This is a genomic window from Streptomyces sp. NPDC005017, from assembly GCF_042873115.1.
In the GTDB taxonomy this organism is placed as follows: Bacteria; Actinomycetota; Actinomycetes; order Streptomycetales; family Streptomycetaceae; genus Streptomyces.
The window spans coordinates 43,425-68,305 of record NZ_JBIALD010000013.1; the positions used below are offsets into that span (position 1 = coordinate 43,425).

Annotated in this window: 25 protein-coding genes and 1 pseudogene; 9 read left to right on the forward strand and 17 right to left on the reverse strand. The window is 71.1% G+C overall.

What is annotated here, in order from left to right; all coding sequences use genetic code 11:
* The first annotated feature begins 230 nt into the window (after positions 1 to 230).
* Genes folB through ACFYR0_RS20915 form a run of 3 tightly spaced genes read left to right on the forward strand, consistent with a single transcriptional unit; the run spans position 231 to position 1,739 of the window.
* Positions 231 to 590 (forward strand): dihydroneopterin aldolase, encoded by a 360-nt coding sequence (gene folB / locus ACFYR0_RS20905; RefSeq protein ID WP_389329914.1) that lies wholly within the window; start codon positions 231 to 233, stop codon positions 588 to 590.
* On the forward strand, positions 587 to 1,198 hold the full coding sequence (folK, locus tag ACFYR0_RS20910) for a 2-amino-4-hydroxy-6-hydroxymethyldihydropteridine diphosphokinase (RefSeq protein ID WP_389329917.1): 612 nt from the start codon (positions 587 to 589) through the stop codon (positions 1,196 to 1,198). Before folB ends, folK begins: the two co-directional genes overlap by 4 nt.
* Positions 1,199 to 1,247: 49 nt before the next feature.
* On the forward strand, positions 1,248 to 1,739 hold the full coding sequence (locus ACFYR0_RS20915) for a DUF3180 domain-containing protein (RefSeq protein ID WP_389329920.1): 492 nt from the start codon (positions 1,248 to 1,250) through the stop codon (positions 1,737 to 1,739).
* A 59-nt stretch (positions 1,740 to 1,798) separates the two neighbouring features.
* On the opposite strand, the gene folE is transcribed toward ACFYR0_RS20915, so the two are convergent.
* The 6 genes from folE to dacB all read right to left on the reverse strand — a co-directional run bounded on the left by folE (position 1,799) and on the right by dacB (position 9,474).
* On the reverse strand, positions 1,799 to 2,404 hold the full coding sequence (folE, locus tag ACFYR0_RS20920) for a GTP cyclohydrolase I FolE (RefSeq protein WP_389329923.1): 606 nt from the start codon (positions 2,402 to 2,404) through the stop codon (positions 1,799 to 1,801).
* Between the two features lie 143 nt (positions 2,405 to 2,547).
* The gene (gene ftsH / locus ACFYR0_RS20925) at positions 2,548 to 4,587 is read right to left on the reverse strand and encodes an ATP-dependent zinc metalloprotease FtsH (RefSeq protein ID WP_389329926.1); all 2,040 of its coding nucleotides are present in this window, start codon (positions 4,585 to 4,587) and stop codon (positions 2,548 to 2,550) included.
* Between the two features lie 182 nt (positions 4,588 to 4,769).
* Positions 4,770 to 5,330, reverse strand: coding sequence for a hypoxanthine phosphoribosyltransferase (gene hpt, locus ACFYR0_RS20930; protein ID WP_389330363.1), 561 nt, complete (start codon positions 5,328 to 5,330; stop codon positions 4,770 to 4,772).
* A 77-nt stretch (positions 5,331 to 5,407) separates the two neighbouring features.
* A complete protein-coding gene (tilS, locus tag ACFYR0_RS20935; RefSeq protein ID WP_389329929.1) occupies positions 5,408 to 6,433 on the reverse strand; it encodes a tRNA lysidine(34) synthetase TilS in 1,026 nt (341 codons plus the stop codon).
* A gap of 191 nt (positions 6,434 to 6,624) precedes the next feature.
* The gene (locus tag ACFYR0_RS20940) at positions 6,625 to 7,758 is read right to left on the reverse strand and encodes a zinc-dependent metalloprotease (RefSeq protein WP_389329932.1); all 1,134 of its coding nucleotides are present in this window, start codon (positions 7,756 to 7,758) and stop codon (positions 6,625 to 6,627) included.
* A 138-nt stretch (positions 7,759 to 7,896) separates the two neighbouring features.
* Positions 7,897 to 9,474, reverse strand: coding sequence for a D-alanyl-D-alanine carboxypeptidase/D-alanyl-D-alanine-endopeptidase (gene dacB / locus ACFYR0_RS20945; RefSeq protein ID WP_389329935.1), 1,578 nt, complete (start codon positions 9,472 to 9,474; stop codon positions 7,897 to 7,899).
* Positions 9,475 to 9,553: 79 nt separating this feature from the next.
* On the opposite strand from dacB, the gene ACFYR0_RS20950 reads away from it, so the two are divergent.
* Positions 9,554 to 10,045 carry an inorganic diphosphatase gene (locus tag ACFYR0_RS20950; RefSeq protein WP_386384241.1) on the forward strand — a complete coding sequence of 164 codons (492 nt, stop codon included), beginning with the start codon at positions 9,554 to 9,556 and terminating at the stop codon, positions 10,043 to 10,045.
* Positions 10,046 to 10,156: 111 nt separating this feature from the next.
* Positions 10,157 to 11,803, forward strand: coding sequence for a threonine/serine exporter ThrE family protein (locus ACFYR0_RS20955; protein ID WP_389329939.1), 1,647 nt, complete (start codon positions 10,157 to 10,159; stop codon positions 11,801 to 11,803).
* A gap of 152 nt (positions 11,804 to 11,955) precedes the next feature.
* Here ACFYR0_RS20955 and ACFYR0_RS20960 read toward each other — a convergent pair whose 3' ends face one another.
* Positions 11,956 to 12,882, reverse strand: a complete 927-nt coding sequence (locus ACFYR0_RS20960; protein WP_389329942.1) for a VTT domain-containing protein — start codon at positions 12,880 to 12,882, stop codon at positions 11,956 to 11,958.
* Positions 12,883 to 13,023: 141 nt separating this feature from the next.
* Between ACFYR0_RS20960 and ACFYR0_RS20965 the strand changes: the two genes are divergently transcribed.
* Positions 13,024 to 13,389 carry a YbjQ family protein gene (locus tag ACFYR0_RS20965; protein ID WP_386384235.1) on the forward strand — a complete coding sequence of 122 codons (366 nt, stop codon included), beginning with the start codon at positions 13,024 to 13,026 and terminating at the stop codon, positions 13,387 to 13,389.
* Positions 13,390 to 13,448: 59 nt separating this feature from the next.
* Here ACFYR0_RS20965 and ACFYR0_RS20970 read toward each other — a convergent pair whose 3' ends face one another.
* The 7 genes from ACFYR0_RS20970 to ACFYR0_RS21000 all read right to left on the reverse strand — a co-directional run bounded on the left by ACFYR0_RS20970 (position 13,449) and on the right by ACFYR0_RS21000 (position 20,151).
* On the reverse strand, positions 13,449 to 14,210 hold the full coding sequence (locus ACFYR0_RS20970) for a MerR family transcriptional regulator (protein ID WP_389329945.1): 762 nt from the start codon (positions 14,208 to 14,210) through the stop codon (positions 13,449 to 13,451).
* Positions 14,211 to 14,546: 336 nt separating this feature from the next.
* Entirely contained in the window at positions 14,547 to 15,308 is a 762-nt protein-coding gene (locus ACFYR0_RS20975) for an ABC transporter permease (protein WP_389329948.1), read from the reverse strand.
* A complete protein-coding gene (locus tag ACFYR0_RS20980) occupies positions 15,305 to 16,261 on the reverse strand; it encodes an ATP-binding cassette domain-containing protein (protein WP_389329951.1) in 957 nt (318 codons plus the stop codon). Before ACFYR0_RS20980 ends, ACFYR0_RS20975 begins: the two co-directional genes overlap by 4 nt.
* 94 nt (positions 16,262 to 16,355) lie before the next feature.
* A complete protein-coding gene (locus ACFYR0_RS20985) occupies positions 16,356 to 16,997 on the reverse strand; it encodes a PadR family transcriptional regulator (protein ID WP_389329954.1) in 642 nt (213 codons plus the stop codon).
* Between the two features lie 34 nt (positions 16,998 to 17,031).
* Positions 17,032 to 17,580 carry a DinB family protein gene (locus ACFYR0_RS20990; RefSeq protein ID WP_389329957.1) on the reverse strand — a complete coding sequence of 183 codons (549 nt, stop codon included), beginning with the start codon at positions 17,578 to 17,580 and terminating at the stop codon, positions 17,032 to 17,034.
* Between the two features lie 171 nt (positions 17,581 to 17,751).
* Positions 17,752 to 19,212 carry an aldehyde dehydrogenase family protein gene (locus tag ACFYR0_RS20995; RefSeq protein ID WP_389329960.1) on the reverse strand — a complete coding sequence of 487 codons (1,461 nt, stop codon included), beginning with the start codon at positions 19,210 to 19,212 and terminating at the stop codon, positions 17,752 to 17,754.
* Between the two features lie 114 nt (positions 19,213 to 19,326).
* Positions 19,327 to 20,151 (reverse strand): helix-turn-helix domain-containing protein, encoded by an 825-nt coding sequence (locus ACFYR0_RS21000; RefSeq protein WP_386384294.1) that lies wholly within the window; start codon positions 20,149 to 20,151, stop codon positions 19,327 to 19,329.
* 331 nt (positions 20,152 to 20,482) lie between these two features.
* Here ACFYR0_RS21000 and ACFYR0_RS21005 point away from each other — a divergent pair, with 331 nt between their 5' ends.
* Positions 20,483 to 20,989 carry an ATP-binding protein gene (locus tag ACFYR0_RS21005; RefSeq protein ID WP_386384222.1) on the forward strand — a complete coding sequence of 169 codons (507 nt, stop codon included), beginning with the start codon at positions 20,483 to 20,485 and terminating at the stop codon, positions 20,987 to 20,989.
* 90 nt (positions 20,990 to 21,079) lie between these two features.
* On the opposite strand, the gene ACFYR0_RS21010 is transcribed toward ACFYR0_RS21005, so the two are convergent.
* Complete coding sequence (locus tag ACFYR0_RS21010) at positions 21,080 to 21,298, reverse strand: DUF397 domain-containing protein (protein WP_386384292.1); 219 nt, start codon at positions 21,296 to 21,298, stop codon at positions 21,080 to 21,082.
* 633 nt (positions 21,299 to 21,931) lie between these two features.
* Here ACFYR0_RS21010 and ACFYR0_RS21015 point away from each other — a divergent pair.
* The gene (locus ACFYR0_RS21015) at positions 21,932 to 22,399 is read left to right on the forward strand and encodes a hypothetical protein (RefSeq protein WP_389329963.1); all 468 of its coding nucleotides are present in this window, start codon (positions 21,932 to 21,934) and stop codon (positions 22,397 to 22,399) included.
* Positions 22,400 to 22,488: 89 nt separating this feature from the next.
* On the opposite strand, the pseudogene ACFYR0_RS21020 reads toward ACFYR0_RS21015, so the two are convergent.
* Positions 22,489 to 22,686 (reverse strand): annotated as a pseudogene (locus tag ACFYR0_RS21020) (hypothetical protein); the annotation flags it as partial.
* 488 nt (positions 22,687 to 23,174) lie between these two features.
* Here ACFYR0_RS21020 and ACFYR0_RS21025 point away from each other — a divergent pair.
* Complete coding sequence (locus ACFYR0_RS21025; RefSeq protein ID WP_389329966.1) at positions 23,175 to 23,690, forward strand: DUF4232 domain-containing protein; 516 nt, start codon at positions 23,175 to 23,177, stop codon at positions 23,688 to 23,690.
* A gap of 32 nt (positions 23,691 to 23,722) precedes the next feature.
* Here ACFYR0_RS21025 and ACFYR0_RS21030 read toward each other — a convergent pair whose 3' ends face one another.
* On the reverse strand, positions 23,723 to 24,841 hold the full coding sequence (locus tag ACFYR0_RS21030) for a DUF2786 domain-containing protein (protein ID WP_389329969.1): 1,119 nt from the start codon (positions 24,839 to 24,841) through the stop codon (positions 23,723 to 23,725).
* Positions 24,842 to 24,881: the final 40 nt, after the last annotated feature.

The window sequence follows — 24,881 nt, forward strand, 5'->3', positions numbered from 1 at the left end:
AGGGACGAACGAGGGATTGGACCAACCGCAGCCGGGGTAGGGGCGGCTTCCGACCCGTGAGGCGCCGGGTTCCCCAGGGGAAACACCCGCTGAACACTCCTGGTCCCGGCCCGGATCCACCACCCGTGGCCCGGCGCTGTCAGTGCCCGCAGGTAGATTCGTTCGAGGCCGGACCGCCGCCCGCACGCGGAACGGACCGGCTCTCACCGACGATTGCAGGAGTGATTCGCGTGGATCGTGTCGCGCTGCGCGGCCTCAGGGCCCGGGGCCACCACGGTGTCTTCCCCAAGGAACGCGAGGAGGGCCAGACCTTCATCGTGGACCTCGTGCTCGGGCTGGACACCCGACCGGCCGCGGCCGACGACGACCTGGCGAAGACCGTGCACTACGGCATCGTGGCCGAGGAGGTCGTCGCCGTCGTCGAGGGTGAACCGGTCAACCTCATCGAGACGCTCGCCGAGCAGATCGCCCAGACCTGTCTGAAGCACGACGGGGTGCGGGAGGTCGAGGTCTGCGTCCACAAACCGGACGCGCCGATCACGGTCCCCTTCGACGACGTGACCGTCACCATCATCCGGAGCCGAGCATGAGCACCTCGTTCACCGAGGGTCCCAGCGACCCGACCGTACAGCCGGTGCCCGCCTCCGTCGTGGAGAAGGTCGACGCCGCCGACACCACCCTCCACAACCCCCGCCGCGCCGTGCTCTCCCTCGGCTCCAACCTCGGCAACCGCCTGGAGACCCTCCAGGGCGCCGTCGACGCGTTCGAGGACACCCCCGGCGTCCGCGTGAAAGCCGTCTCCCCCGTCTACGAGACCGAGCCCTGGGGCGTCGAGCCCGGCAGCCAGCCCTCGTACTTCAACGCGGTCGTGATCCTCAAGACCACCCTGCCCCCCTCCTCCCTGCTGGAGCGCGCCCACGCGGTCGAGGAGGCCTTCCACCGCGTACGCGACGAACGCTGGGGCGCCCGCACCCTCGACGTCGACATCGTCGCCTACGCCGACGTCGTCTCCGGAGACCCCGTGCTCACCCTGCCCCACCCCCGCGCCCACGAACGCGCCTTCGTCCTCGCCCCCTGGCACGACGTCGACCCCGCCGCCGAACTGCCCGGCCGCGGAGCCGTCGCCGCGCTCCTGGACGCGATCACCCGCGAAGGCGTCGCGCCGCGCAAGGACCTGGAACTCCGGCTGCCCGAGTAGTCGTTAAGGTCGACACGACCACCACGTCCGGGGGAGCTGAAGGGACACCGTGAGAGAGCTGCGCATCAGGGTGCTGGCAGGCGTGTTCATCGTCGCCGGAATCCTGTCCTGGGCGGGCGCCCGCCTGTGGAACTCGGTCGGAACCCTCCCCAGCGTCCCCCTGGCCGCACCCATCGTGCTGGCCGTGATCGCCGTGATCCTGCTCGCCACGGCCCTGTCCCTGCGCGCCCGCCTCAAGGCCCAGCGCGAACGCCGCCCGGGCGCCAAGGGCGTCGACCCCCTGATGGCCGCCCGCGCCGTCGTCTTCGGCCAGGCCAGCGCCTTGGTGGCCGCCCTCGTCGCCGGCATGTACGGCGGCACCGGCGTCTTCCTCCTGGAGTACCTCGACATCCCCGCCCGCCGCGACCAAGCCGTCTACGCCGCCTTCTCCGTCGCCGCCGGAATCGCCGTCATAGCGTCCGCCCTCTTCCTGGAACGAGTCTGCAGACTCCCGGAGGACGACGACAACCACACCGGCACAGGCGCGGCCCCGGCGGCCTGAGCGTCCCCGGGCCGCCCGACGGGCACCGCGCCTGAGAGCCCTCGGCGGGTTCCAGGGGCTCAGCGGGCCATGATCAGGCTCATCGCCTCGTTGCGGGTCGCCGCGTCGCGCAGCTGGCCGCGCACCGCCGAGGTGAGGGTCTTGGCGCCGGGCTTGCGGATACCGCGCATCGACATGCACATGTGCTCGCACTCGACGACGACGATCACACCGCGCGGCTCCAGGATGTCCATGAGGGAGTCCGCGATCTGCGTGGTGAGTCGTTCCTGCACCTGCGGCCGGCGGGCGTAGACGTCCACCAGCCGGGCCAGCTTCGACAGCCCCGTGATCTTCCCCGAGGTGGCGGGAATGTAGCCGACATGGGCGACGCCCCTGAACGGCACAAGATGATGTTCACACGTGCTGTACACCTCGATGTCCTTCACCAGGACCATCTCGTCGTGTCCCAGGTCGAACGTCGTGGTGAGCACGTCCTCCGGCTTCTGCCACAGCCCCGCGAATATCTCCTTGTAGGCCCGCGCCACCCGGCCCGGTGTCTCCTTCAGGCCCTCGCGGTCCGGGTCCTCGCCGACCGCGATCAGGAGCTCGCGTACGGCGTTCTCGGCGCGCTTCTCGTCGAACTCGCCGATGGGGCCCTCGCCGTCCAGCGTCACGGGGTCGGTCATCTCGTGCCTCGTTCCTGAATAACTGTCGCGTCCGGATCGCGCGTCTCACATGCGGGCATACGGAAATGCCGCGCCCCCCAGGCTAGAACCAGGGGGGCGCGGCATCCATTCCGGGCCCGGTGGGGTCACCGGGGCCGGAGGGGTCAGCTCTCGGGGCGGTCCTCGGTGACCGGGTCGACCACCGGGGTGGGCTCCGTCGCCGTGGACTTGGCGGTGCTGATCGCCGGGGTCGCGCCGTTGGCACCGTTGGTCAGTGCGAGCTCCTTGGGGGAGAGCACCGGCGGGCGGGTGGACGGCGTGCGGCGAGAGGAGCCGGTCCAGGCCGGCCGCGGGGGACGCTTGACGATGGGGGCGAAGATCTCGGCGATCTCCTCCTTGCCCAGCGTCTCCTTCTCCAGCAGCTGGAGGACCAGGTTGTCGAGGACGTCGCGGTTCTCGACCAGGATCTCCCAGGCCTCGTTGTGCGCGGTCTCGATGAGCTTCTTGACTTCCTCGTCCACCAGGGCGGCGACCTCTTCCGAGTAGTCGCGCTGGTGGGCCATCTCACGGCCGAGGAACGGCTCGGTGTTGTCGCCGCCGAACTTGATGGCGCCGAGTCGCTCGGTCATGCCGTACTGGGTGACCATCGCGCGGGCGGTGGCGGTGGCCTTCTCGATGTCGTTCGCCGCGCCCGTGGTCGGGTCGTGGAAGACGAGCTCCTCGGCCGCGCGGCCACCCAGCATGTAGGCCAGCTGGTCCAGCATCTCGTTGCGGGTCGTGGAGTACTTGTCCTCGTCCGGCAGGACCATCGTGTAGCCCAGCGCACGGCCGCGGCTGAGGATGGTGATCTTGTGGACCGGGTCGGAGTTCGGGGAGGCCGCCGCGACCAGGGCGTGACCGCCCTCGTGGTACGCGGTGATCTTCTTCTCCTTGTCCGACATGATCCGGGTCCGCTTCTGCGGGCCCGCGACCACACGGTCGATCGCCTCGTCCAGCATGTGGTTGTCGATCAGCTTCTTGTCCGAGCGGGCCGTGAGCAGCGCGGCCTCGTTCAGCACGTTGGAGAGATCGGCACCCGTGAAGCCGGGGGTGCGGCGGGCGACGGCCGAGAGGTCGACGTCCGGAGCGACCGGCTTGCCCTTCTGGTGGACCTTGAGGATCTCCAGGCGGCCCTGCATGTCCGGGCGGTCGACCGCGATCTGGCGGTCGAAGCGGCCGGGGCGCAGGAGGGCGGGGTCGAGGATGTCGGGGCGGTTCGTGGCGGCGATCAGGATGACGCCGCCCTTCACGTCGAAGCCGTCCATCTCGACGAGCAGCTGGTTCAGGGTCTGCTCGCGCTCGTCGTGACCGCCGCCGAGGCCGGCGCCGCGGTGGCGGCCGACCGCGTCGATCTCGTCGACGAAGACGATGGCCGGGGCGTTCGCCTTGGCCTGTTCGAACAGGTCACGCACTCGGGAGGCGCCGACGCCGACGAACATCTCGACGAAGTCGGAACCGGAGATCGAGTAGAACGGCACGCCCGCCTCGCCGGCGACGGCGCGCGCGAGGAGGGTCTTGCCGGTGCCGGGCGGGCCGTACAGCAGCACGCCCTTGGGGATCTTGGCGCCGACGGCCTGGAACTTGGCCGGTTCCTGGAGGAACTCCTTGATCTCGTGGAGTTCCTCGACGGCCTCGTCCGAGCCCGCGACGTCGGCGAAGGTGGTCTTGGGGGTGTCCTTGGTGATGAGCTTGGCCTTCGACTTGCCGAAGTTCATCACCCGGGAGCCGCCGCCCTGCATCTGATTCATCAGGAACAGGAAGACGACCACGATGAGGACGAAGGGAAGCAGCGAGAGCAGGATGCCCACGATGGGGTTCTGCTTCGACGGCGAGACGGTGTAGCCGTCCGGGATCTGCTTCTCCTGGAACTTCTGCTGGAGCGTGCCGGCGATGGTCACGCCCTGGTCGCCGATGTAGCTCGCCTGGATCTTGGAGCTGTCCTCGACCTTTACGCCGTCCTTGAGCTCGACCTTGATGGTCTGCTCGTCACCTGTCGTCAGCTTGGCCGACTCGACCTTGTTCTCGTTGATCGCCTGGATCACCTGGCCGGTGTCCACCGTCTTGTAGCCCCCGGACGAGCCGACGACCTGCATCAACACGACCACGGCAAGGACGGCCAGCACGATCCACATGACCGGCCCACGGAAGTATCGCTTCACGTCCATCCATACGGAGCGGTGCCGCCCCGTCCCTCCTGCCATAGTGAGTTTGATAAGACAGTTCTTCTGACGGTACCCCAGCTTTGCGGCCGGAAGCCGCACGGACTGGCGGGGAACCCGTCTGCATGCTCCAACGGCGCGACACCCGCCGGGGTTCCCGATCTTCGTACGGCACTGGGCCCTTCGGGTCAGCCGCCGTAGACGTGGGGCGCGAGCGTACCGACGAACGGGAGGTTGCGGTACTTCTCGGCGTAGTCGAGGCCGTAGCCGACGACGAACTCGTTGGGGATGTCGAAGCCGACCCATTCGACGTCGATGGCGACCTTGGCCGCGTCGGGCTTGCGCAGCAGGGTGCACACCCTCAGCGTCTCGGGCTCGCGGGAGCCGAGGTTGGAGAGCAGCCACGACAGGGTCAGGCCGGAGTCGATGATGTCCTCGACGATCAGGACGTGGCGGCCCTTGATGTCGGTGTCGAGGTCCTTGAGGATCCGTACGACGCCGGAGGACTGGGTGCCCGCGCCGTAGGAGGAGACGGCCATCCAGTCCATGGTGACGGGGGTGGACAGCGCTCGGGCGAGGTCGGCCATGACCATGACGGCGCCCTTGAGGACTCCGACGATGAGCAGGTCCTTGCCCGCGTACTCAGCGTCGATCTTCGCGGCCAGCTCGGCCAGCTTCGCGTCGATCTCTTCCTTGGTGATGAGCACCTGCTTGAGGTCGGCACCCATGTCTTTCGCGTCCACCCGCATCACTTTCGGTCGTCCCACCGGCCGTCCGGTCCCTCCCGTGAAGAGGGACCGGGTCGTCTCCCCTCGTGGGGGAGATTTCAGCCTTGCCGAATCACCAGTCTGCCACCCTGGCGCTGGGCCACGACTCTGCCGGGGAGATTGATGGCTCCCTGGCCGCGCCAGCCGGTGATCAGCCGGTCGACTTCCTCGATGTGCCGGGCGAAGAGCGAACCGGCCGGAGCGCCCGCCTCGATGGCGGCGCGGCGCAGGATCCGGCGGCGTACGGCGGGCGGCAGGGCGTACAGCTTGGCGCACTCCAGGCGTCCGGTGGCGTCACGGACGGCGGCCTCGGCCTGACTGGCCCAGGCGTCGAGCGCGTCGGCGTCGTCGCGGGAGAGCTGGGCCGTTCGGGCGAGGGCCTCCACGACGCCTTTGCCGAGGGCCTTCTCCAGGGCGGGCAGGCCTTCGTGGCGCAGGCGGGAGCGGGTGTACGCGGGGTCGGTGTTGTGCGGGTCGTCCCACACGGGCAGCGACTGCACCAGGCAGGCCTTGCGGGCGGTCTGGCGGTCGAGCTGGAGGAAGGGGCGCCGGTAGCGGCCGTCGGCCCCCGAGACCGCGGCCATGCCGGACAGGGAGCGGATGCCGGAGCCGCGGGCGAGGCCGAGCAGGACGGTCTCGGCCTGGTCGTCGCGGGTGTGGCCGAGGAGGACGGCGGTGGCGCCGTGGCGGGCGGCGGCGGCGTCCAGGGCGGTGTAGCGGGCGTCGCGCGCGGCGGCTTCGGGTCCTCCGTCGCGGCCTACGGTGACGGCGGCGGACTCGACGGGGTCGAGGCCCAGTTCGCGCAGGCGCACGACGACTTCCCCGGCACGCAGGTCGGAGCCGTCCTGGAGGCCGTGGTCGACGGTGACGCCGCCGGCCCGGATGCCGAGCCTGGGGGCTTCGAAGGCGAGGGCCGAGGCGAGCGCCATGGAGTCGGCGCCGCCGGAGCAGGCGACGAGGACGAGCGGCGGCGGGGTGTGCGGGGGGCTCGTCGAGGGTGGTGTGGAGTGGTGGTCGGTGAGGATGTCGTGGAGGACGCGGCGGACCGCCAGGCGTATCGCCGCGACCGCAGGATGGGGACCCATGTCCGGTTCCCTTCATGAAGTTTTCGGGGGTGAGCCCGAGTTCGGTCACTCAGAGTGTGTCGATGGTGACAGAAATGGGCGGTTCCCCGAGCATTGCACGCCTGTCCATGCCTCACGGTCCCTCGGACGGGTGATTGGAGGGGCGTTCGACTGCCGTCGGCCGAATACCCTCGCTCCGATCGCGCGGGGTGTCATGTGTCGGTCCTGCCGTGCACCCGTGTGATCCAGTCCGCCGGTTTGGCGATCTCGGTCTTGGTGGGGAGGGTGTTGGGGGAGGTCCAGACGCGGTTGAAGCCGTCCATGCCGACCTCGTCGACGACGGCCCGGACGAAGCGTTCGCCGTCGCGGTACTGGCGGAGCTTGGCGTCGAGGCCGAGAAGCCTGCGCAGGGCGAGGTCGAGGCGGGAGGCACCCTTGGCGCGGCGCTGCTGGAACTTCTCGCGGATCTCGGCGACGGAGGCCACGACGTCGGGGCCGACGCCGTCCATGACGTAGTCGGCGTGTCCTTCGAGGAGGGACATGACGGCGGTGAGGCGGGCGAGGATCTCGCGCTGGGCGGGGGTCTGCACGAGTTCGACGAAGGAGCGGCCGCCGTCGTCCTCCTCGCCCTCGGGGCGGCCTCCGGCGAGCGACTGGGCGGCCTCGCGGATGCGTTCCAGGACGGTGCCGGGGTCGACGTCGGTCTCGGCGAGGAACGACTGGATCTCGCCCTCGAGGTGGTCGCGCAGCCAGGGCACGGCGGTGAACTGGGTGCGGTGGGTCTCCTCGTGCAGGCAGACCCAGAGGCGGAAGTCGTGCGGGTCGACGTCGAGTTCGCGTTCGACGTGGACGATGTTCGGGGCGACCAGGAGGAGCCTGCCGCCGCCGTTGCCGGCCCCGGGGAGGTCTCGGGTGCCGGGGGCGAAGGTCTCGTACTGGCCGAGGACGCGGGAGGCGAGGAAGGACAGCAGCATGCCGAGTTCGACGCCGGTGACCTTGCCGCCGACGGCCCCGAGGACGGCGCCGCCGGGGGTGCCGGAGCGGCGGTCCTGCATCTTGTCGAGCAGGGGCTTGAGGATGGCGCGGAACCCGGCGACGTTGGCCTTGACCCAGCCGGGCCGGTCGACGACGAGTACGGGTGTGTCGGCGAGGTCCTCGCCGCCGAGGCGGGTGAACGCGCGCACGTGCTGCTCGGAGGCCTTGGCGTGCCGGCGCAGTTCGGCGACGACGGCGCGGGCCTCGTCACGGCTGATCTCGGGGCCGGGCCGCAGGAGGCGGGTCGCGGTCGCCACGGCGAGGTTCCAGTCGATCATCCCAGCGGATGCGGCACCACCGATGCTCGTCATGCGTCAACCGTACGTGAGCGGCCCCCTCGGGGGCAGGGCGCTCGCGGCGGGGCTTGTGGGTGATGTTCCGGGCGCCGGGTGCCGGGCCCGTCCGTCGCGTCGCGCGCTGCGGACGGGCGTGGCGTCGCCGGGGCCGGCTCAGCGGCAGCCGCAGTCGGCGAGTGCGGTGGCGACCCGGTCCAGGGCGATCTGGGCCGCGTCCTTGTCGAGCGTGCCGGAGGCGAGGAAGGCGAAGGCCAGGAGGCGGCCGTCGCGGTCGACGACGGTGCCGGCGAGGGCGTTGACGCCGGTGAGGGTGCCGGTCTTGGCGCGGACGAGGCCGGCGGCGCCGTCGGCGTAGCGGGTGCTCAGGGTGCCGGTGAATCCGGCGACGGGCAGGCCGGTGAGGGCGGGGCGAAGTTCGGGGCGGGCGGGGTCGGCGGCCTCGGCGAGCAGTGCGGTGAGCAGGCGAGTGCTGAGCCGGTCCTCGCGGCTGAGTCCGCTGCCGTCCTTGAAGACGGCGCCCGCGACGGGCAGGCCGAGCTTCTTCAGCTGGGCGTGCACGGCCTGTCCGGCACCGTCGAAGTCGGCGCGGCGGCCGGTGGCGAGGGCGGTGTGGCGGACGAGAGCCTCGGCGATGTCGTTGTCGCTGTGGGTCAGCATGCGCTCGACGAGGGTGGCCAGGGGCGGCGAGGAGACGGTGGCGAGGGTCTGCGCGCGCGTGGTCGCCTTGGAGGGTCCGGGGGCGCTGGTGCGGATGCCGTGGGCCTTGAGGAGGTCGGCGAAGGCGCGGGTGGCGTCGGCGGCGGGTTCCCTGCTGCGGGTGGCGGTGCCGCTGGTGGAGTCGTCGACGCGGGCCTCGTCGGCCATCAGGGCGGTGACGGGCGCGATGTTGTCGTTCTCCCCGATCGGGTGACGTTCGGGGCCGGTGTAGAGCGTGGTGTCGTAGGAGAGGGTGACCTCGCGTACGCCGCGTTCGGCGAGTTTCCTGGCGGTGCGGTCGGCGAGGGTGCGCAGGTCGGCCCAGCCGCCGGTGTGGCCGCGGGCGGTGAGGGTGGGGTCGCCGCCGCCGACGAGGACGAGTTCGCCGGTGTCGGGCTCGAAGGCGGCTCGGGTGGTGAGGCGGTGGTCGGGGCCGAGCGCGGACAGGGCGGCGACGGCGGTGGCAATCTTGGTGGTGGAGGCCGGGGTCAGGGCCTCGCCGGCCGCCTTGCCGTACACGGATCTGCCGGTGGCGAGGTCGACGACGGCGGCGGCTCGGCGGTCGCCGAGCGCCGGGTCCCGGAGCAGGGGGCCCAGGACGTCGGCGAGGGGGCGGGCGCCGGGCGCGGACCTCGCGACGGGTGCGGAGCCGCCGAGGCCGGTGAGCACGGTGGGGGCGCTGGGGGCGGGGCGCGGCGCGGCGGGCGTCCTGATGGATCCGCGATCGTGAGATGCGCCACCTGTGTGCTGCCGGGCGACCGCCCGCTCGCGCTCGGCCGTACGCTGACCGGTGGAGTCCCAGGGACCCGCTGCGGTGACCGCACCGGCGGCCAGCGCCAGTCCGGCCACCCCGGCACCCGTGGTGAAATGCCAGGTTTTCACCCGCTTGACCTGCGGTTTCGTGGGCCGTGCCCATCGCGTCGACCGCGGTGTCGCGGCTGCGGCGATCCGGGCGAGGCGGGGTCGTACGGCGTTCGCGGCCCGCACCAACCGGGGCCTCGCAACCCGCCACGGCCTGAGCTCTGGCACGACCACCAGCCCCTTTCGCGATCACACACCTGCGTGAGGGACACTTAATCACCAGAACTGTGCGCTGATCATGGAGGAGCCACCGGTGGAGTTCGACGTCACGATCGAGATCCCGAAGGGTTCGCGGAACAAGTACGAGGTGGACCACGAGACCGGTCGTATCCGCCTGGACCGCCGACTCTTCACGTCGACCGCCTACCCGACCGACTACGGGTTCGTCGAGAACACTCTCGGCGAGGACGGCGACCCGCTCGACGCGCTGGTCATCCTGGACGAGCCGACCTTCCCGGGCTGTCTCATCAAGTGCCGCGCGATCGGCATGTTCCGGATGACGGACGAGGCCGGCGGCGACGACAAGCTGCTGTGCGTGCCGGCGACCGACCCGCGTGTGGAGCACCTGCGCGACATCCACCACGTGTCGGAGTTCGACCGGCTGGAGATCCAGCACTTCTTCGAGGTCTACAAGGACCTGGAGCCCGGCAAGTCCGTCGAGGGCGCCAACTGGGTCGGCCGGGTCGAGGCCGAGCAGGAGATCGAGCGGTCCTACAAGCGGGCCGAGGAGCAGGGCGGCCACTGAGCCCCCTGCCGCAGAGCCGATACGACGGGCCGCACGCATGCGTGCGGCCCGTCCGGTTATCTGTACGCATACTGACCTTGGTTCGGTGTCGTACAGGGAGCGCTGCTTTAAGTGACGGAAGCGGAGGACCGCAAACCGCAGTCGGACGAGGCGAGGAGCGCGTTCACACCGCCTCCCGGGGTCGGTCCGGCGGACGGGGTGGACACGGAGTCGTCGACGACGTCCGAGTTCGCCGTCCCGAAGGGGCTGGAGGTCCCCTCGCCGCCCGGTCCCGAGCCGGAGGGGTCGGCGTTCACCGCGCCGAGCACGTACAGCTCCAAGGGCGCTCCGGCGGCGTTCACGCCCGCCACCGGGATACCGCTGGTGAGTCTGACCAAGGGTGGGCCCTGGCAGGACCGGATGCGCACGATGCTGCGGATGCCGGTGGCCGAGCGGCCGGCGCCGGAGCCGGTGCAGCGCGCCGAGGAGGGCGGTCCGGCCGTCCCGCGCGTGCTGGACCTGACGCTGCGTCTCGGTGAGCTGCTGCTGGCGGGCGGGGAGAGCGCCGAGGACGTGGAGACGGCGATGTTCGCGGTGTGCCGTTCCTACGGTCTCGACCGCTGCGAGCCGAACGTCACCTTCACGCTGCTGTCGATCTCGTACCAGCCGTCGCTGGTGGACGACCCCGTGACGGCGTCCCGTACCGTACGGCGCCGTGGCACCGACTACACGCGGCTCGCGGCGGTGTTCCAGCTCGTCGACGACCTCAGCGACCCGGCGACCCATGTCTCGCTGGAGGAGGCCTACCGGCGGCTCGCGGAGATCCGCCGCAACCGGCACCCGTATCCGACCTGGGTGCTGACCTCGGCGAGCGGGCTGCTGGCGGGCGCGGCCTCGCTGCTGGTCGGCGGTGATGTGATCGTGTTCGTCGCGGCCGCGCTGGGCGCGATGCTCGGCGACCGGCTGGCGTGGCTGTGCGCGGGGCGCGGGCTGCCGGAGTTCTACCAGTTCACGGTCGCCGCGATGCCGCCCGCGGCGATAGGGGTCGCGCTGACCCTCACCCATGTCGACGTGAAGGCCTCCGCCGTGATCACCGGTGGGCTGTTCGCGCTGCTGCCCGGGCGGGCGCTGGTGGCGGGTGTGCAGGACGGTCTGACCGGCTTCTACATCACCGCGGCCGCGCGTCTGCTGGAGGTGATGTACCTGTTCGTGGGCATCGTCGTGGGCGTGCTGGTGGTGCTGTACTTCGGCGTCCAGTTCGGTGCCGAGCTCAAGGCGGACGAGGCGCTGGTGCTGGCCGAGCGGCCCGTCGTGCAGATCGTCGCCTCGATGCTGCTGTCCCTGACCTTCGCGGTGCTGCTCCAGCAGGAACGGTCCACCGTGCTCGCCGTCACCCTCAACGGGGGCGTGGCGTGGTCGGTGTACGGCGCCATGCACTACGCGGGCGGTCTGTCGCCGGTCGCCTCCACGGCGGTGGCGGCGGGGGTGGTCGGTCTGTTCGGGCAGCTGCTGTCGCGGTACCGGTACGCCTCGGCGCTGCCGTACACGACCGCGGCGATCGGGCCGCTGCTGCCGGGGTCGGCGACGTATTTCGGGCTGCTGTCCATCGCGCAGAACGAGGTGGACAGCGGGCTGGGGTCGTTGACCAAGGCTGCGGCGCTGGCGATGGCTATCGCGATCGGGGTGAATCTGGGGTCGGAGGTGTCGCGGTTGTTCCTGCGCGGACCGGTTGCCTCCGGCGGTGAGCGGAGGGCGGCGAAGCGGACGCGGGGGTTCTGAGGCACCGGGTCCCCTCTTGCGAGGTCGTTCGGGTGCGGGGTCGTTGTGGCTTGTCGCGCAGCCCCCCGCGCCCCTGAAAAACCTGCGCAGTTCCCCGCGCCCCTTGCTAGAAAGCCTGCGCAGTTCCTCGCGCCCCTTTGGGGGCGTTCTTGTCAGCCCTGGTTGTAGGGGTACGGGTACTGCTGTTGGTTCTGGTGGTGCTGGGGGGTGTACGGCTGGTTGTGGTTCTGGTCGTAGCCCTGGTCGTACTGCTGGTGGCCGTTGTAGTACGGGTCGGGGGCCGGCTGGGCGTAGTGCTGCTGGTCGTAGCCCTGGTCCGGGCCGTACTGGCTGCCGTACGGGTCGTTCTGGTCGTCCGGCTCGACGCGGCGGAGCTGGGTCGTGGCGTCGTCCATCGGCGGGTGGGGCTGGTACGGCTGCTGGGGGGCCGCCGTCTGCTGCTGGGGGGCCGGGTTCTTCTTGGCCTGGGAGCGGGCCCTGAGGAACTCGATGATGATCGGGACGACCGAGAGGAGGACGATCAGGATGAGGATCGCCTCGATGTTCTTCTTGACGAAGTCGATGTTGCCCAGCCAGGAGCCGAGCAGCGTGACCCCGGCGCCCCAGAGGATGCCGCCCAGGACGTTGAAGATCAGGAACGAGCGGTACCGCATGCCGCTGACGCCCGCGATGATCGGCGTGAACGTGCGCACGATGGGCACGAAGCGGGCCAGGACCAGGGACTTCGGGCCGTACTTCTCGAAGAACTCGTGGGCCTTGGTGACGTTCTCCTGCTTGAACAGGCGGGAGTCCGGGCGGTTGAACAGGGCCGGGCCGACCTTCTTGCCGAACATGTAGCCCGCCTGGTCGCCGAGGATCGCGGCGAGGCAGATCAGCAGGATCGCGGCCCACAGCGGGAAGTCCAGCTGACCGGAGGCGATCAGCAGGCCCGCCGTGAACAGCAGGGAGTCGCCCGGCAGGAAGAAGCCGATGAGCAGCCCGGACTCGGCGAAGACGATCAGGAGCAGGCCCCAGATGCCGAAGGTGTCGAGCAGGTGGTTCGGGTCGAGCCAGCTCGGTCCGAGTGCGAGCGTCGTCACGGTTCCGGGCTCCTGAGGGGTGAGAGGTACGGCGGCGTCCAGTGCGGCCGGGCCAAAGCTATCAACGCCCGGCGGCCGCCCCGGGTTCCACCGGGTGACTCCAGGATGCACTGTGGGTCCACGGGGACAAAGCTGTGAGACATGGGCATCGATGACTACGGCGGCGGCCAGGGGCCCCAGCCGGACGTACTGGTCGTGACGACGAACGACATCCCCGGATTCCGGGTCGAGCAGGTCGTCGGCGAGGTCTTCGGGCTGACGGTCCGCTCCCGCCATCTCGGCAGCCAGATCGGCGCGGGTCTGAAGTCACTCGTCGGCGGTGAGCTCAGAGGGCTCACCAAGACGCTGGTGGAGACCCGCAACCAGGCCATGGAACGGCTGGTGGAGCAGGCACGCGCGCGTGGCGCCAACGCCGTGCTGGCCTTCCGCTTCGACGTGACGGAGGCGGCGGACGTGGGCACGGAGGTGTGCGCGTACGGGACCGCGGTGGTCGTGGCCCGGGAGTGACCCGACCGTGGTGAGGCCGGACCGCCCGGGAGTGAACGGCTCACTCCCGGGCGGCGGCGTCACGAGGTGTGCCGGGAGGCGTTCGCCGCGATCGCGTCCCGCAGATGCTCGGCCAGGCCCGGGCGCATGGTGTCGTAGAACGCCTTGAAGCGCTCGTCCGAGACGTACATCTCGCCCAGGCCCCGGTGCATGTCGTACGGGCACTCGTAGAACCATGTGCAGATGTGCTGCCGGTGCTCCTCGGCCATGCTCATGGCGGCCTCGCCGTCGGGCCGCCCGCCCGCGGCCATCAGGGCGTCGTAGCGCTCGCCCCAGTCGGCCACCTCGGCCCGCATGCGCTTCCAGTCCTCCTTGGTGTAGCGCGCGGTGCGGCGCTGCGACTCGGCGTAGGCCTCGGTGCCGCCCCAGCGCTGCTCCGCCTCCTCGGCGTACTGCTCGGGGTCCTTGTCGCCGAACACCTCGAACCTCTCCTCGGGCGTGAGACTGATCCCCATCGTGCGTGCCTCCATGGCGTGCTCCACGGCCGCCGCCATCCTGCGCAGCTTCTCGATCCGGGCGGTCAGCAGCTCGTGCTGCCGGCGCAGATGTGCGCGCGGGTCCGCGTCCGGGTCGTCGAGCAGGGCGGCGACCTCGTCGAGGGGGAAGCCGAGCTCCCGGTAGAACAGGATCTGCTGAAGCCGCTCGAGGTCGCCGTCGGTGTAGCGCCGGTGACCGGCGTGACTGCGCTCGCCCGGGGCGAGCAGGCCGATGGCGTCGTAGTGGTGCAGCGTGCGCACCGTGACCCCGGCGAAGTCGGCGACCTGTCCCACGGAGTAGCTCACCTTCCGCTCCTTTCTCGGTACGCCCTCCACGGTCGGGCCTCACGCGACGTGAGGTGCAAGACGGATTCTGCCGCTGGTCGGTGCCGGGCGTCGCGACGCGCGGAGATCCGTCAGAAGGGCCCTAGGTCCTGTCGTCGGACTCCCGTCGTCGCCCGGAGGGCGGCCCCGCGGCGTCAGGTGCGTGCTCTGGGGGTCCCCCTCCGGGGGAGTGCCGGGTGCAAGCCCTCGTACCGGACGTACTCGGGCTGGTGCCCGGTGCGGCGAGTGGGGGCACCTCCCACGAAGTGGGGGAGCGTGCACGGCGTCGCGGGGCAGGCGGGAGTTCTACGACAGGGCCTAGCGGCTCAGCCGCCCGAACCGCCTCACCGCCAGCGGGAAGAACACCGCCAGCAGGCCGAGCGGCCAGGCCACGGCCGACCACACGTCGGCCGTGTCGACCGGGTCGGCGGCGAAGAGGTCGCGTACGGCGGTGGCCGTGTGGGACAGGGGGTTCCAGTCGACGACCGTGCCCAGCCAGTCCGGCATGGAGGCCGGGGTGGCCAGGGCGTTGGAGAGGAAGCCGACGGGCCAGACAAGGATCTGGACCGCCTGGACCATCTCGGGGCGGCCGGCCACCAGGGCCAGGTGGATGCCGATCCAGAGCATGGCGAAGCGGAAGAGCAGGAGCAGGCCCATCGCGGCGAGGAAGGCGGCCGGGCCGCCGTGGGTCCGCCAGCCGAGGGCGAGGCCCACGCCCGTGAGGGCGGCGAGCACCAGCACCGACTGGAGCATGTCGGCGACGGACCGGCCGACCAGCACCGCCCCGTCGGCCATCGGCATGGAGCGGAAGCGGTCGACGACGCCCTTGGTGAGGTCCTGGGTGACGGCGATCATGGTGCCCTCCAGGCCGAAGGCCATGGTGAGGGCGAGCATGCCGGGGATCAGGTAGTCGAGGTACTCCCCCTGGACGCCGCGCCCGCCTCCGATGAGGTAGCCGAACATCAGCATCAGCATCACGGGGAAGACCAGGGCGACCACGACCTGCACCGGCTGTCGTGCCCAGTGGGCCAGCTCGCGGCGGGTCATGGTCCAGGAGTCGGTCAGCGCGTAGGTGGTCACACGGTCTCCTTCACTCGGTGCCCGTCGCCCGTCAGGTGCAGGAACACCTCGTCCAGGGTGGGCCGCCGCAGGGCGATGTCCTGGGCCTCGATCCCGGCCTCCCGCAGCGCCTGTACGACCTCGGCGAGCGCGGTCATGCGGTCGGTGACCGGGGCGCTGAGCAGCCGCCGGTCGGGGTCGACGGAGACGGTGTCCCTGGGCAGCGGCAGCAGGGCCACGGCCGCGCCGAGCTGGCCGGCGTCGCGCAGCACGACCTCGACGCGGTCGCCGCCGAGCGCGGACTTGAGCTCGTCCGGGCTCCCCTCGGCGACGATCCGGCCGGAGTCGACCACCGAGATCCGGTCGGCGAGCTGGTCGGCCTCCTCCAGGTACTGGGTGGTGAGCAGGACCGTCGTGCCGCCGCCGACCAGGGAGCGGACCGCGTCCCACACCTCGGCGCGGCCGCGCGGGTCGAGGCCCGTGGTGGGCTCGTCCAGGAAGAGCACCTCCGGGTCGGTGATCAGGGACGCGGCGAGGTCGAGGCGGCGCCGCATGCCGCCGCTGTACTGCCTGACGGCCTTGCGGCCGGTGTCGGCCAGGCCGAAGCGTTCCAGGAGCTCGTCGGCGCGCGCGCCCGCGCGGCGGGCCCCCAGGTGGTACAGGCGGCCGAACATCTCCAGGTTCTGGCGGCCGCCCAGTTCCTCGTCCAGGGCCGCGTGCTGACCGAGCAGGCCGATGCGCAGGCGGACCTCACGGGCCCGGGTGAGGACGTCATGCCCTGCCACCTCGACGCGGCCCGCGTCCGGCCGCAGCAGGGTGGACAGGATCCGCACCAGGGTCGTCTTCCCGGCGCCGTTGGGGCCCAGCACGCCCTGGACCGTGCCGCTCGGGACGGTCAGGTCGAGTCCGTCCAGGGCGTTCTTGTCTCCGTATGTCTTGCGTGCGCCTTCCACGGCGATCGCCGTACCGGTCACGAGCCACCCGCTCCCCTCGCTAGTCAAACTTGACTACAGACTCACGGTAATACCCGGGAGGCTGGTGGTCAAACTTGATTAGCTCAGATGCGTGTCAGCGGGCGTCGCCCGGGTGCCGCTCCCCCGTCGCCCAGGGGTTCTCCTGGCCCTCGGCGAGGACGCCGACGAACGGGTCGCCCTCGCCCGCGAAGACGTACGCCCCGCCCTCGACGCGCTCGATGAGGCCCCGGGTCCACTCGGCCTCGGCGTCGGCCGTGTGGATCCAGAGGTTCATGATCTCGCCGATGTGGCCGAGCTGGCCGGGGCCCTGCTCGGGCACGTAGTGCTCGGTGACGGCCCCGCGCCATTCCTCGATGCGGCGGATGCGCTCCTTGAGCAGCGCCACCGCCTCGGCCCGCGGCAGATCGACCATGAAGCCGATCGCCGCGGACTTCATGTCCGTCTTCTGGTCGTAGTTGGTCAGCGCCTCGCGGACCAGGCCGAGGTACTCGGCCGTGCCCAGGTCGGTGATCTCGTACTCGGTGCGGGGCGGGCCGCCGGCCGTGGAGGGCGCGATCTCGTGCGCGTGCAGCAGGCCCTGCTTCGCCATCTGCTTCAGGGCGTGATAGATCGAGCCGGGCTTGGCGTTGGACCACTCGTGCGCGCCCCAGTACTCCAGGTCGTTGCGCACCTGGTAGCCGTGGGCCCGCCCGTGCTGGCGCACGGCACCGAGCACGAGGAGACGGATCGCTGACATGGGGCCAGCGTAGAGCCCCGCCTCCGCGCCCCGTTCACCCCCAGGAGCCGCCCTGCTCCTCGGCGACGAGCTCGAAGGCGGTCCTGCCGTCCAGGGACTCGCGGACGATGTCGGCGTGACCGGCGTGCCGGGCGGTCTCGCGGATCAGGTGCAGCACCAGCCAGCGCATGGAGACACGCTCGTCCGGCGGGAACCAGGGCTCGTCCGGCAGCGCGAAGGTGTCGTCCATGCTGGGCACCGACCGGACGAACGCCTCCGTCTCGGCGGCGACCTTCTCCCACAGGTCCAGCTGCCCCTGGAGCGTCTCGTCGCCGGTCAGACGGAAGTTCTCGTGCCAGTTGGTCTCGTCCCGCCGTACGGCCGGCTGCTCGCCCTTGGCGCGCGCCACCCAGCCCTGCTCGACCTCGGCGACATGCTTGACCAGCCCCGCCAGGCTCAGTTCGCTCGCGCTCGGCCGCGAGGACGCCTGCTCGTCGGTCAGCCCGAGCACCGAGCGCCGGATGCCGCCGCGCTGCTCGGCGAGGAAGGAGAGCAGCGCTCCCCGCTCGTCGCCCGGCTGCTCCGCTCGCACATGAGTGACCATTCCCGTCGCCTTTCGCCGTGTTCGCCGTCGTTCTCTCCGACACCGGGAAAACTACAGGCCCTTGCGGTCAGGTTCTGTCCGCAAGGGCCCGGGTGGCGAAAGTGGCGCGGGAAAAACGGGTTCTCCGCGGGGCGTCGCCCAGAAGGAGAACCGGCTCCGCGGGGCGGCCGGTCAGAAGGGGAAGCGGCTCCGGCCGTGCTGTACGGAGATCCACTTCATGGTGGTGAAGGCGTCGAGGGTGCTCTCGCCGTTGAGGCGGCCGACGCCGGAGTTCTTCTCGCCGCCGAAGGGGACGAGCGGCTCGTCGTGCGTCGTGCCGTCGTTGACGTGGAACATCCCGGTGTCGATGCGCTGGGCGAACCGCACGCCGCGCTCGACGTCCGCCGTGTGCACGGCCCCGCTCAGGCCGTACGGCGTGTCGTTGACGAGGGTCACGGCCTCCTCCTCACCGTCGAACGGGACGAGGAAGGCGACCGGGCCGAACACCTCCTGCCGCAGCAGGGGGGAGCCGGCCGGGACGTCGGTGAGGACGGTCGGCTCGACGAGGTTGTCGCGGGTGGCGCCGCGCACCAGGGCGGTGGCGCCTTCGGCGACGGCCTGCTCGACGATGCCCGAGACGGCCTCCGCCTGGGAGGAGTTGATCAGCGGGCCGATCACGGTCTCGGGGTCACGCGGGTCGCCCGCCTTCAGGGACTTCACCTTGGCGACGAACTTCTCGGTGAACTCCTCGGCCACCGAGCGGTCCACCAGCACCCGGTTGGCGGCCATGCAGACCTGGCCCTGGTGGACGTAGCGGCTGAAGACCGCGGCGTCGACGGCGTAGTCGAGGTCGGCGTCGTCCAGCACCACCAGGGCGCTGTTGCCGCCCAGTTCGAGGATGGTGCGCTTGAAGTGCGCGGCGCAGACGGTGGCCACGTGGCGGCCGACCTTGTCGGAGCCGGTGAACGAGATGACCTTGGGCACCGGGTGCTCGATGAAGGCGTCGCCTATCTCGGCGATGTCCGTGACGACGACGTTGAGCAGACCGGCCGGCAGGCCCGCGTCCTCGAAGATCTTGGCGATCAGGGTGCCGCCGACGACCGGGGTGTCCTGGTGCGGCTTGAGGACGACGCCGTTGCCGAGCGCGAGCGCCGGGGCGACCGACTTCAGCGACAGCAGGAAGGGGAAGTTGAAGGGGCTGATCACGCCGACCACGCCCACGGGGACGCGGTAGAGGCGGTTCTCCTTGTTCTCGTCCGGCGAGGCGATGATCCGGCCCTCGGGCCGGGTGGCCATGCCGATCGCCTCGCGCAGGAACTCCTTGGCCAGGTGCAGCTCGAAGGCGGCCTTCATCCGGGTGCCGCCCAGCTCGGCGACGATCGCCTCACCGATCTCCGGCTCGCGCTCCTCGACCAGCCGCAGCGCCTTGTCCAGCACCGCGCGGCGGGCGAAGGCGCCCGTCTCGGCCCACTGACGCTGCACCCGCGCGGAGGCGCGGTAGGCCTCGTCGATCTCCTCGGCGGTGGCGATGGTGATCGAGGCCAGCTTCTCGCCGTCGTACGGGTTGAAGTCGATGATGTCCCAGGAACCGGAGCCCGGACGCCACTCGCCGTCGATGTACTGCTGTGCCAGGTCGGTGAAGTAGGACGACATTCGCTCCCTCAATCCCCTGCCGGAGAAGCAGACGAAGCGGTCGAGCGGTCACGGCGGGAAGTACCGGCCCCCGAACGGCTTCACGGTCCGATCAAGCGTCATCGTACTTGTGTTTCAAGACAGTTGAAGGAGACCTCGGAGAAGATCCCGGCTCTCGTCGGGTCCCGGGCTGTCGTTCTGGAGCTCCTTCAGGGCGGCCTCGTACTGCGTGACGTCCTCGGTCTTGTCGAGGTACAGCGCGCTGGTCAGCTGTTCCAGGTAGACGACGTCCGACAGGTCGGACTCGGGGAAGCTGAGGATGGTGAACGCGCCGCTCTCCCCGGAGTGCCCGCCGAAGCCGAACGGCATCACCTGGAGGCGGACGTTGGGCCGCTCGGAGATGTCGATCAGATGCTGGAGCTGGCCGCGCATCACCTCGCGGTCGCCGTAGGGGCGGCGCAGGGACGCCTCGTCCAGGACGATGTGGAAGTCCGGGGCGTTCTCGTCGACGAGGTGCTTCTGCCGCTCCAGGCGCAGCGCCACCCGCCGCTCGACGTCGGCCTCGCTCGCGCCCTTCATACCGCGCCGCACGACCGCGCGGGCGTAGCCCTCGGTCTGGAGCAGGCCGTGCACGAACTGGACCTCGTACGCACGGATCAGGGAGGCTGCGCCCTCCAATCCGACGTAGGTGGGGAACCAGTTGGGCAGCACGTCGGAGTAACTGTGCCACCAGCCCGCCACGTTGGCCTCCCGGGCGAGGGAGACCAGTGCGTTGCGCTCCGTCTCGTCGGTCACGCCGTACAGCGTCAGCAGATCCTCGACGTCTCTCGTCTTGAAGCTCACCCGGCCCAGCTCCATCCGGCTGATCTTCGACTCGGAGGCACGGATGGAGTACCCGGCCGCCTCACGGGTGATCCCGCGCGCCTCGCGCAGTCGCCTGAGTTGCGAGCCGAGCAGCATGCGCCGCACCACCGATCCGGGCTCTCCCGCGCTCACGTTCGCCAGCCTCCCCAAGTCTTCAGGGCCCGCAGTCTGCCACTAAAACACTTCGAGCAGTACTCGCCCGATTACAGAGACGGAAAGTAGCCAAAGATTCAACAGAGAACCAGTGCGGCGGCAGACCGGTCGGGGGGTCGAAGATGGCAGAAAAAATGGCTAAGAAGCGGTACGGGAGCGACCAATTCGGTCACGTGCACGTGCATCTGCCCTTGCATCTGCTCTACGCATCCGAAACCATGGTGCCGCGCCACCGCTGCATCGCAACGACCGCGAATTCCCGGGAGTGCCTCGCATGGGGACGAATGGATCGACCATGCTCAAGCCGTTACGGCAGGGCCTTCCGCCGCTCGACCCCGCGGCCGTGTCCAGCGCCGCCTCCTGCGCCCTCCCCGCTCGCTACGAAGCCGTCCGCGACGCACGGCAGTTCACCCGCAGAACCCTTGAGCAGTGGGACCTCGACGAGCGGTTCGACGACGTCGGCCTCGTGGTGTCGGAACTGGTGACCAACGCGCTGCGGCACGCGCTGCCGGAGGGCGGGGCGGCCGGGGTGCGGGTGCCGCAGCAGGAGCCGTCCGTACGGCTTCACCTGATGCGGTGGACCGAGCGGCTGATGTGCGCGGTGCGCGATCCCAGCAACGACAGTCCCGTCGCGCGCGATTCCGACGACTTCTCCGCGGAATCGGGACGGGGTCTGTTCCTGGTGGACTCCTTCAGCGACAGCTGGGGATGGCATCCGCTGGCCGGCACGCTCAGCGGAAAGGTCGTCTGGGCGCTGTTCCGGCTTCCGTCGGACGGGTGACGGAACGCGGCACGTCCCGTCGCCCGGACTCTACGCGCGTCACACGGTAACGCGGGCCGTTCCGCCGCCCGTTGGCTCGTGCCACCGCGGTCAGCCCGCTATCAGATGGTCGAACTCCCCGTCCTTGATGCCCAGGAGCATCGCCTCGATCTCGGCGCGCGTGTAGACCAGCGCCGGGCCGTCGGGAAAATTCGAGTTGCGCACGGCTACGCGGCCGCCCGGAAGACGGGCGAATTCCACGCAAGAACCCTGCGAGTTGCTGTGGCGGCTCTTCTGCCAGGCCACGTCCCGCAGCTTCGTCGCGGCCATGCCGTTGTACACGTCGTGGTCCACAGGTCGCTCCCCGGTGGTGCACTGGCTGGTGTGGCCATTGATGCATTGGTCAACTGTGCCGGATCATAACGTTGTTCATGTGCAGATGCATGGGTAGATGCACGTGCACGCGGGGTGGTCCTGTGGTTACAGCCGCGCATACGCCCTGGTAGGCGGGCTGCCAAGGACTACCGCGGCGATCACCTGACACACGACCGCCTGCCCCTGTTCATGATCTTCCCTGCCGTACGCCGTGTCGTGCGGTTTTACCGCGCCGGGCGCCGCCCCGCCGATCGTCCGGATCAGTTCCTCCGTACACCAGGTATGGACGCTCCGAAGGGCGATCCTGTTCCACCCCCGGGCCGGGCGGGAGGGGAATCCCGGCCTCCTGATTGTCCGGATCCCGGCCTTCCGTATAGCGCTTCTTCCTGCGTTCGCGTTTCCCGGTTCACGGATTTCCGCATCGGGTGCCGGGTTTCCCGTACGGGGCGGGCGACTCGTCCCCGCGGGGGTGCCGGATCTCACAGGCTCCGGCGGGGTTACGGGCTGGTAGCGTCCGAGCGTTTCGTCCGGCAGTACAGATCCGTCACACCCTGGGGGCTCGCAGTGCATTCGGCGACGTACGCGCGCTTGGCGCGCAGGCGGCTGCGGGGCGCGGCGGTGGCCGCGGGGCTGACGGGCGTGCTCGTCCTGAGCGGCTGCACCGACGACGGCCAGGGGAACGGCGAACCGACGCCCGGCGCCACGTCGCCCTCCGCGAGCGCGACCCCGGACGGCGGCGCCACGCCGGCGGCCGGCGACACGCTGGAGGGCACCTGGCTCACCACCTCCGAGGGCAGCGCCGTCGGCCTGGTCGTCACGGGGGAGCAGGCCGCGCTGTTCGGCTCCAAGGGCATGGTGTGCAGCGGCAGCGCGAGCGCCGGGTCGATCCGGCTGACCTGCACCACCGGCGGCGACGACCGGGCCCTGGGCACCGTGGACTCCGTCGACGGCACGACCCTGAAGGTCACCTGGGAAGGGCGGCTCGGGCAGGAGACGTACCAGCGCGCCGAGGGCGGGAAGCTGCCCTCCGGGTTCCCGACGGGCGGGCTGGGCTGACCGGTCCGCGCCGGCTGCCCGGGCGGGCTGTGGGCGCGCGCCGAACCGGCCGGCGCTCGGCGGGGCGCCGGATTCCGCGGACCGTTCGGTGCGCGGGCCGCCTGGAAAGCGCGGAACGCCGAACTCGCCGCCGCCTCCGGGCCCAGCGTCCACAGACACAGCCCGATGGTGATCCCGAGCCCTGCGGCCGCGCGCAACGCGATCAGCGGCTCCAGGTGCCTGCGCTCCACCGCCAGGCCCGAACGCGAGGTCTCCTTCAGCGCCCGGAACCAGGTCTTTTTGTCAATGTACGGGACCTTTCGACGGGGTCCTCGGCGAGGGCGGGGCGGCTCCGGGGCCTCCCGTACGGCCGGGGCGGTGCGGGGGGTGGTCGCGGACGTCGGGGCCGGCGAGCGGTGGATGGTCGCGTGCCCGGCAGCCGGTGAACGGCGGTCGGTCGCGGGCGTCGGGGCCGGTGAGTGGTGGGGGTCGCGGGCGGCGGGCAGTCGCGGACGTCGGGGCCGGCGAGCGGTGGATGGTCACATGCCTGGCAGCCGGTGAACGGCGGTCGGTCGCGGGCGTCGGGGCCGGCGAGTAATGAGGGTCGCGGGCGGCGGGCAGTCGCGGACGTCGGGGCCGGCGAGCGGTGGATGGTCGCGGGCGCCGGAGTCGGCGGGCCGCGGGCGGTCGCGTAGGCCGAGGCCGGTGGACGGTCGGGCCGCGGGGTCGGCGCGCGGTGGGCGGCCGGGTGCGGCATGATCCTTGGGCATCCACCCGAGCCACCGAGGACCAGCCCATGCGTGCCGTTCGCATCACCGTCGCCGCCCTTGCCGCGAGTCTCGCGCTGACCGCCTGTGGCGGCGGGGGCTCGGACGACTCCGACCCCAAGCCGCGGGCCGGCGGCGCCTGCGCGGTCGGGAACGTGAAGGTGGAGGCCGGGCCCGCCAACGCCGCGCCCGCCGCCGGGGACACCGGGAACCTGCCCGTCACGGTCACCAACAACGGCCCCGAGTGCACCCTGAAGGGCTTCCCCGGGATCGAACTGCGCACGGCCGACACCGCCGCGGCCGTCGCGCCGGACCCGGCCGCGAACGCCACCACCCTGACCCTCGCGGAGGGCGCGTCCACCTCCGTCACCCTGACCTACGTCAGGGGGGAGGCGGGCACCGGCTCCCTGGACGTGCAGACCCTGCGGTTCACCCTGCCGGGAGCCTCCGAGAGCCAGGACTTCCCGTGGTCGTACGGCCCGGTGGCCGGGACGGCGGACGCTCCGGAGGCGTCGGTCACCCCGTTCCAGCAGACGGGCGACTGACCGAGGCGGTGGCATCGCACGCCGGGCCGGGGCTAACCGAGGCGGTGGCGGGAGCGGACCTCCGCGTGGTCGGCGGCCCGGGAGCCCTCCGTCCAGCCCGCCTCGTCGCTGACCCCGCGCAGCCGGCTCGTGGTCGTCTCCGGGAAGAGACGGTCGGTCGCGGTGGTAACCGCGACCTGGCGGGAGGCGAGGACCGGCAGCAGGTCGTCGGTCACCTGGGTCTCCGCGGCGGCCTCGAGCCGGGTGCCGACGCGATGCGCGTACGCGGCCAGGAACGACTGCCGGAAGGTCTTGGTCCGCTTGCGGCCGCCGGCCCGCTGGGCGGCCTCCGCCCGGGTCATGGCCGTGGTGGCCTGCACCAGCAGTGAGGCGTAGAGGAGTTCGACGGCCTCCAGGTCGGCCTCGAAGCCGACGACCGTGGAGAAGGCGAGGGGCTCGTTCCACACGGCCCGGCAGTGGTTGGCGGTGGCGACGGCGTCCAGCAGGACCGCCTTGGCCTGCTCGTACGGCGGTTCGACGCCGATCCGGCAGGCCCCGGGCGCGTCCGGGGCCGGCGCCCGCGCGGCGATCAGCGCCTCGTCCACACTGTGCCGCGCCATCAGCTCCTGCGCCTTGGCGCTGAGCGCCTCCGCCTCCTCCGGGTAGCCCGTCGCCTCGGCCTTGGCGAGCAGCGCGCGGATCCGGGTGAGCATCTTGGACTCGCCGCGCGGCGCGCCGCCCGCCCGGCCGGCCCCGGGGCGGTCCAGGGGCTCCAGCGACGGCAGCCGCAGCAGCAGGCGGTACAGCTCCAGCACGGACGTGGCGTGCGTGAAGCGGTCCGTCCGCCGCGGCGGGTCCGCGGGCAGTTCGGCGAGCTGGGCGTTCCAGCGCGGCCCACGCGGGCCGTCGTCCGGCACCTGCGCCCGGACCAGGGCCGCCAGCAGCCGTACGTGGACGTCGTCCAGGTCCCGCCGCACCAGTCGTACGACGTCGGCGGGCTGCCAGCCGCGGCGCCAGGCCGTCTCCACGAACTCCCGGCCTCGCCGCTCCAGTTCGGGGTCCGCCGCGGGGTCGGCGGCGAGCAGGGAGGCGGCGGTGTCGAGGGCGTGTCCGGGCGTGTCGCCGTACAGCGCGACCTCGAAGGCACGTTCGACGGTGGTGGAGGTGCTCACCGGTCGATGGTCTCACCCGGCGGTTCGGGGACCCTGCGCG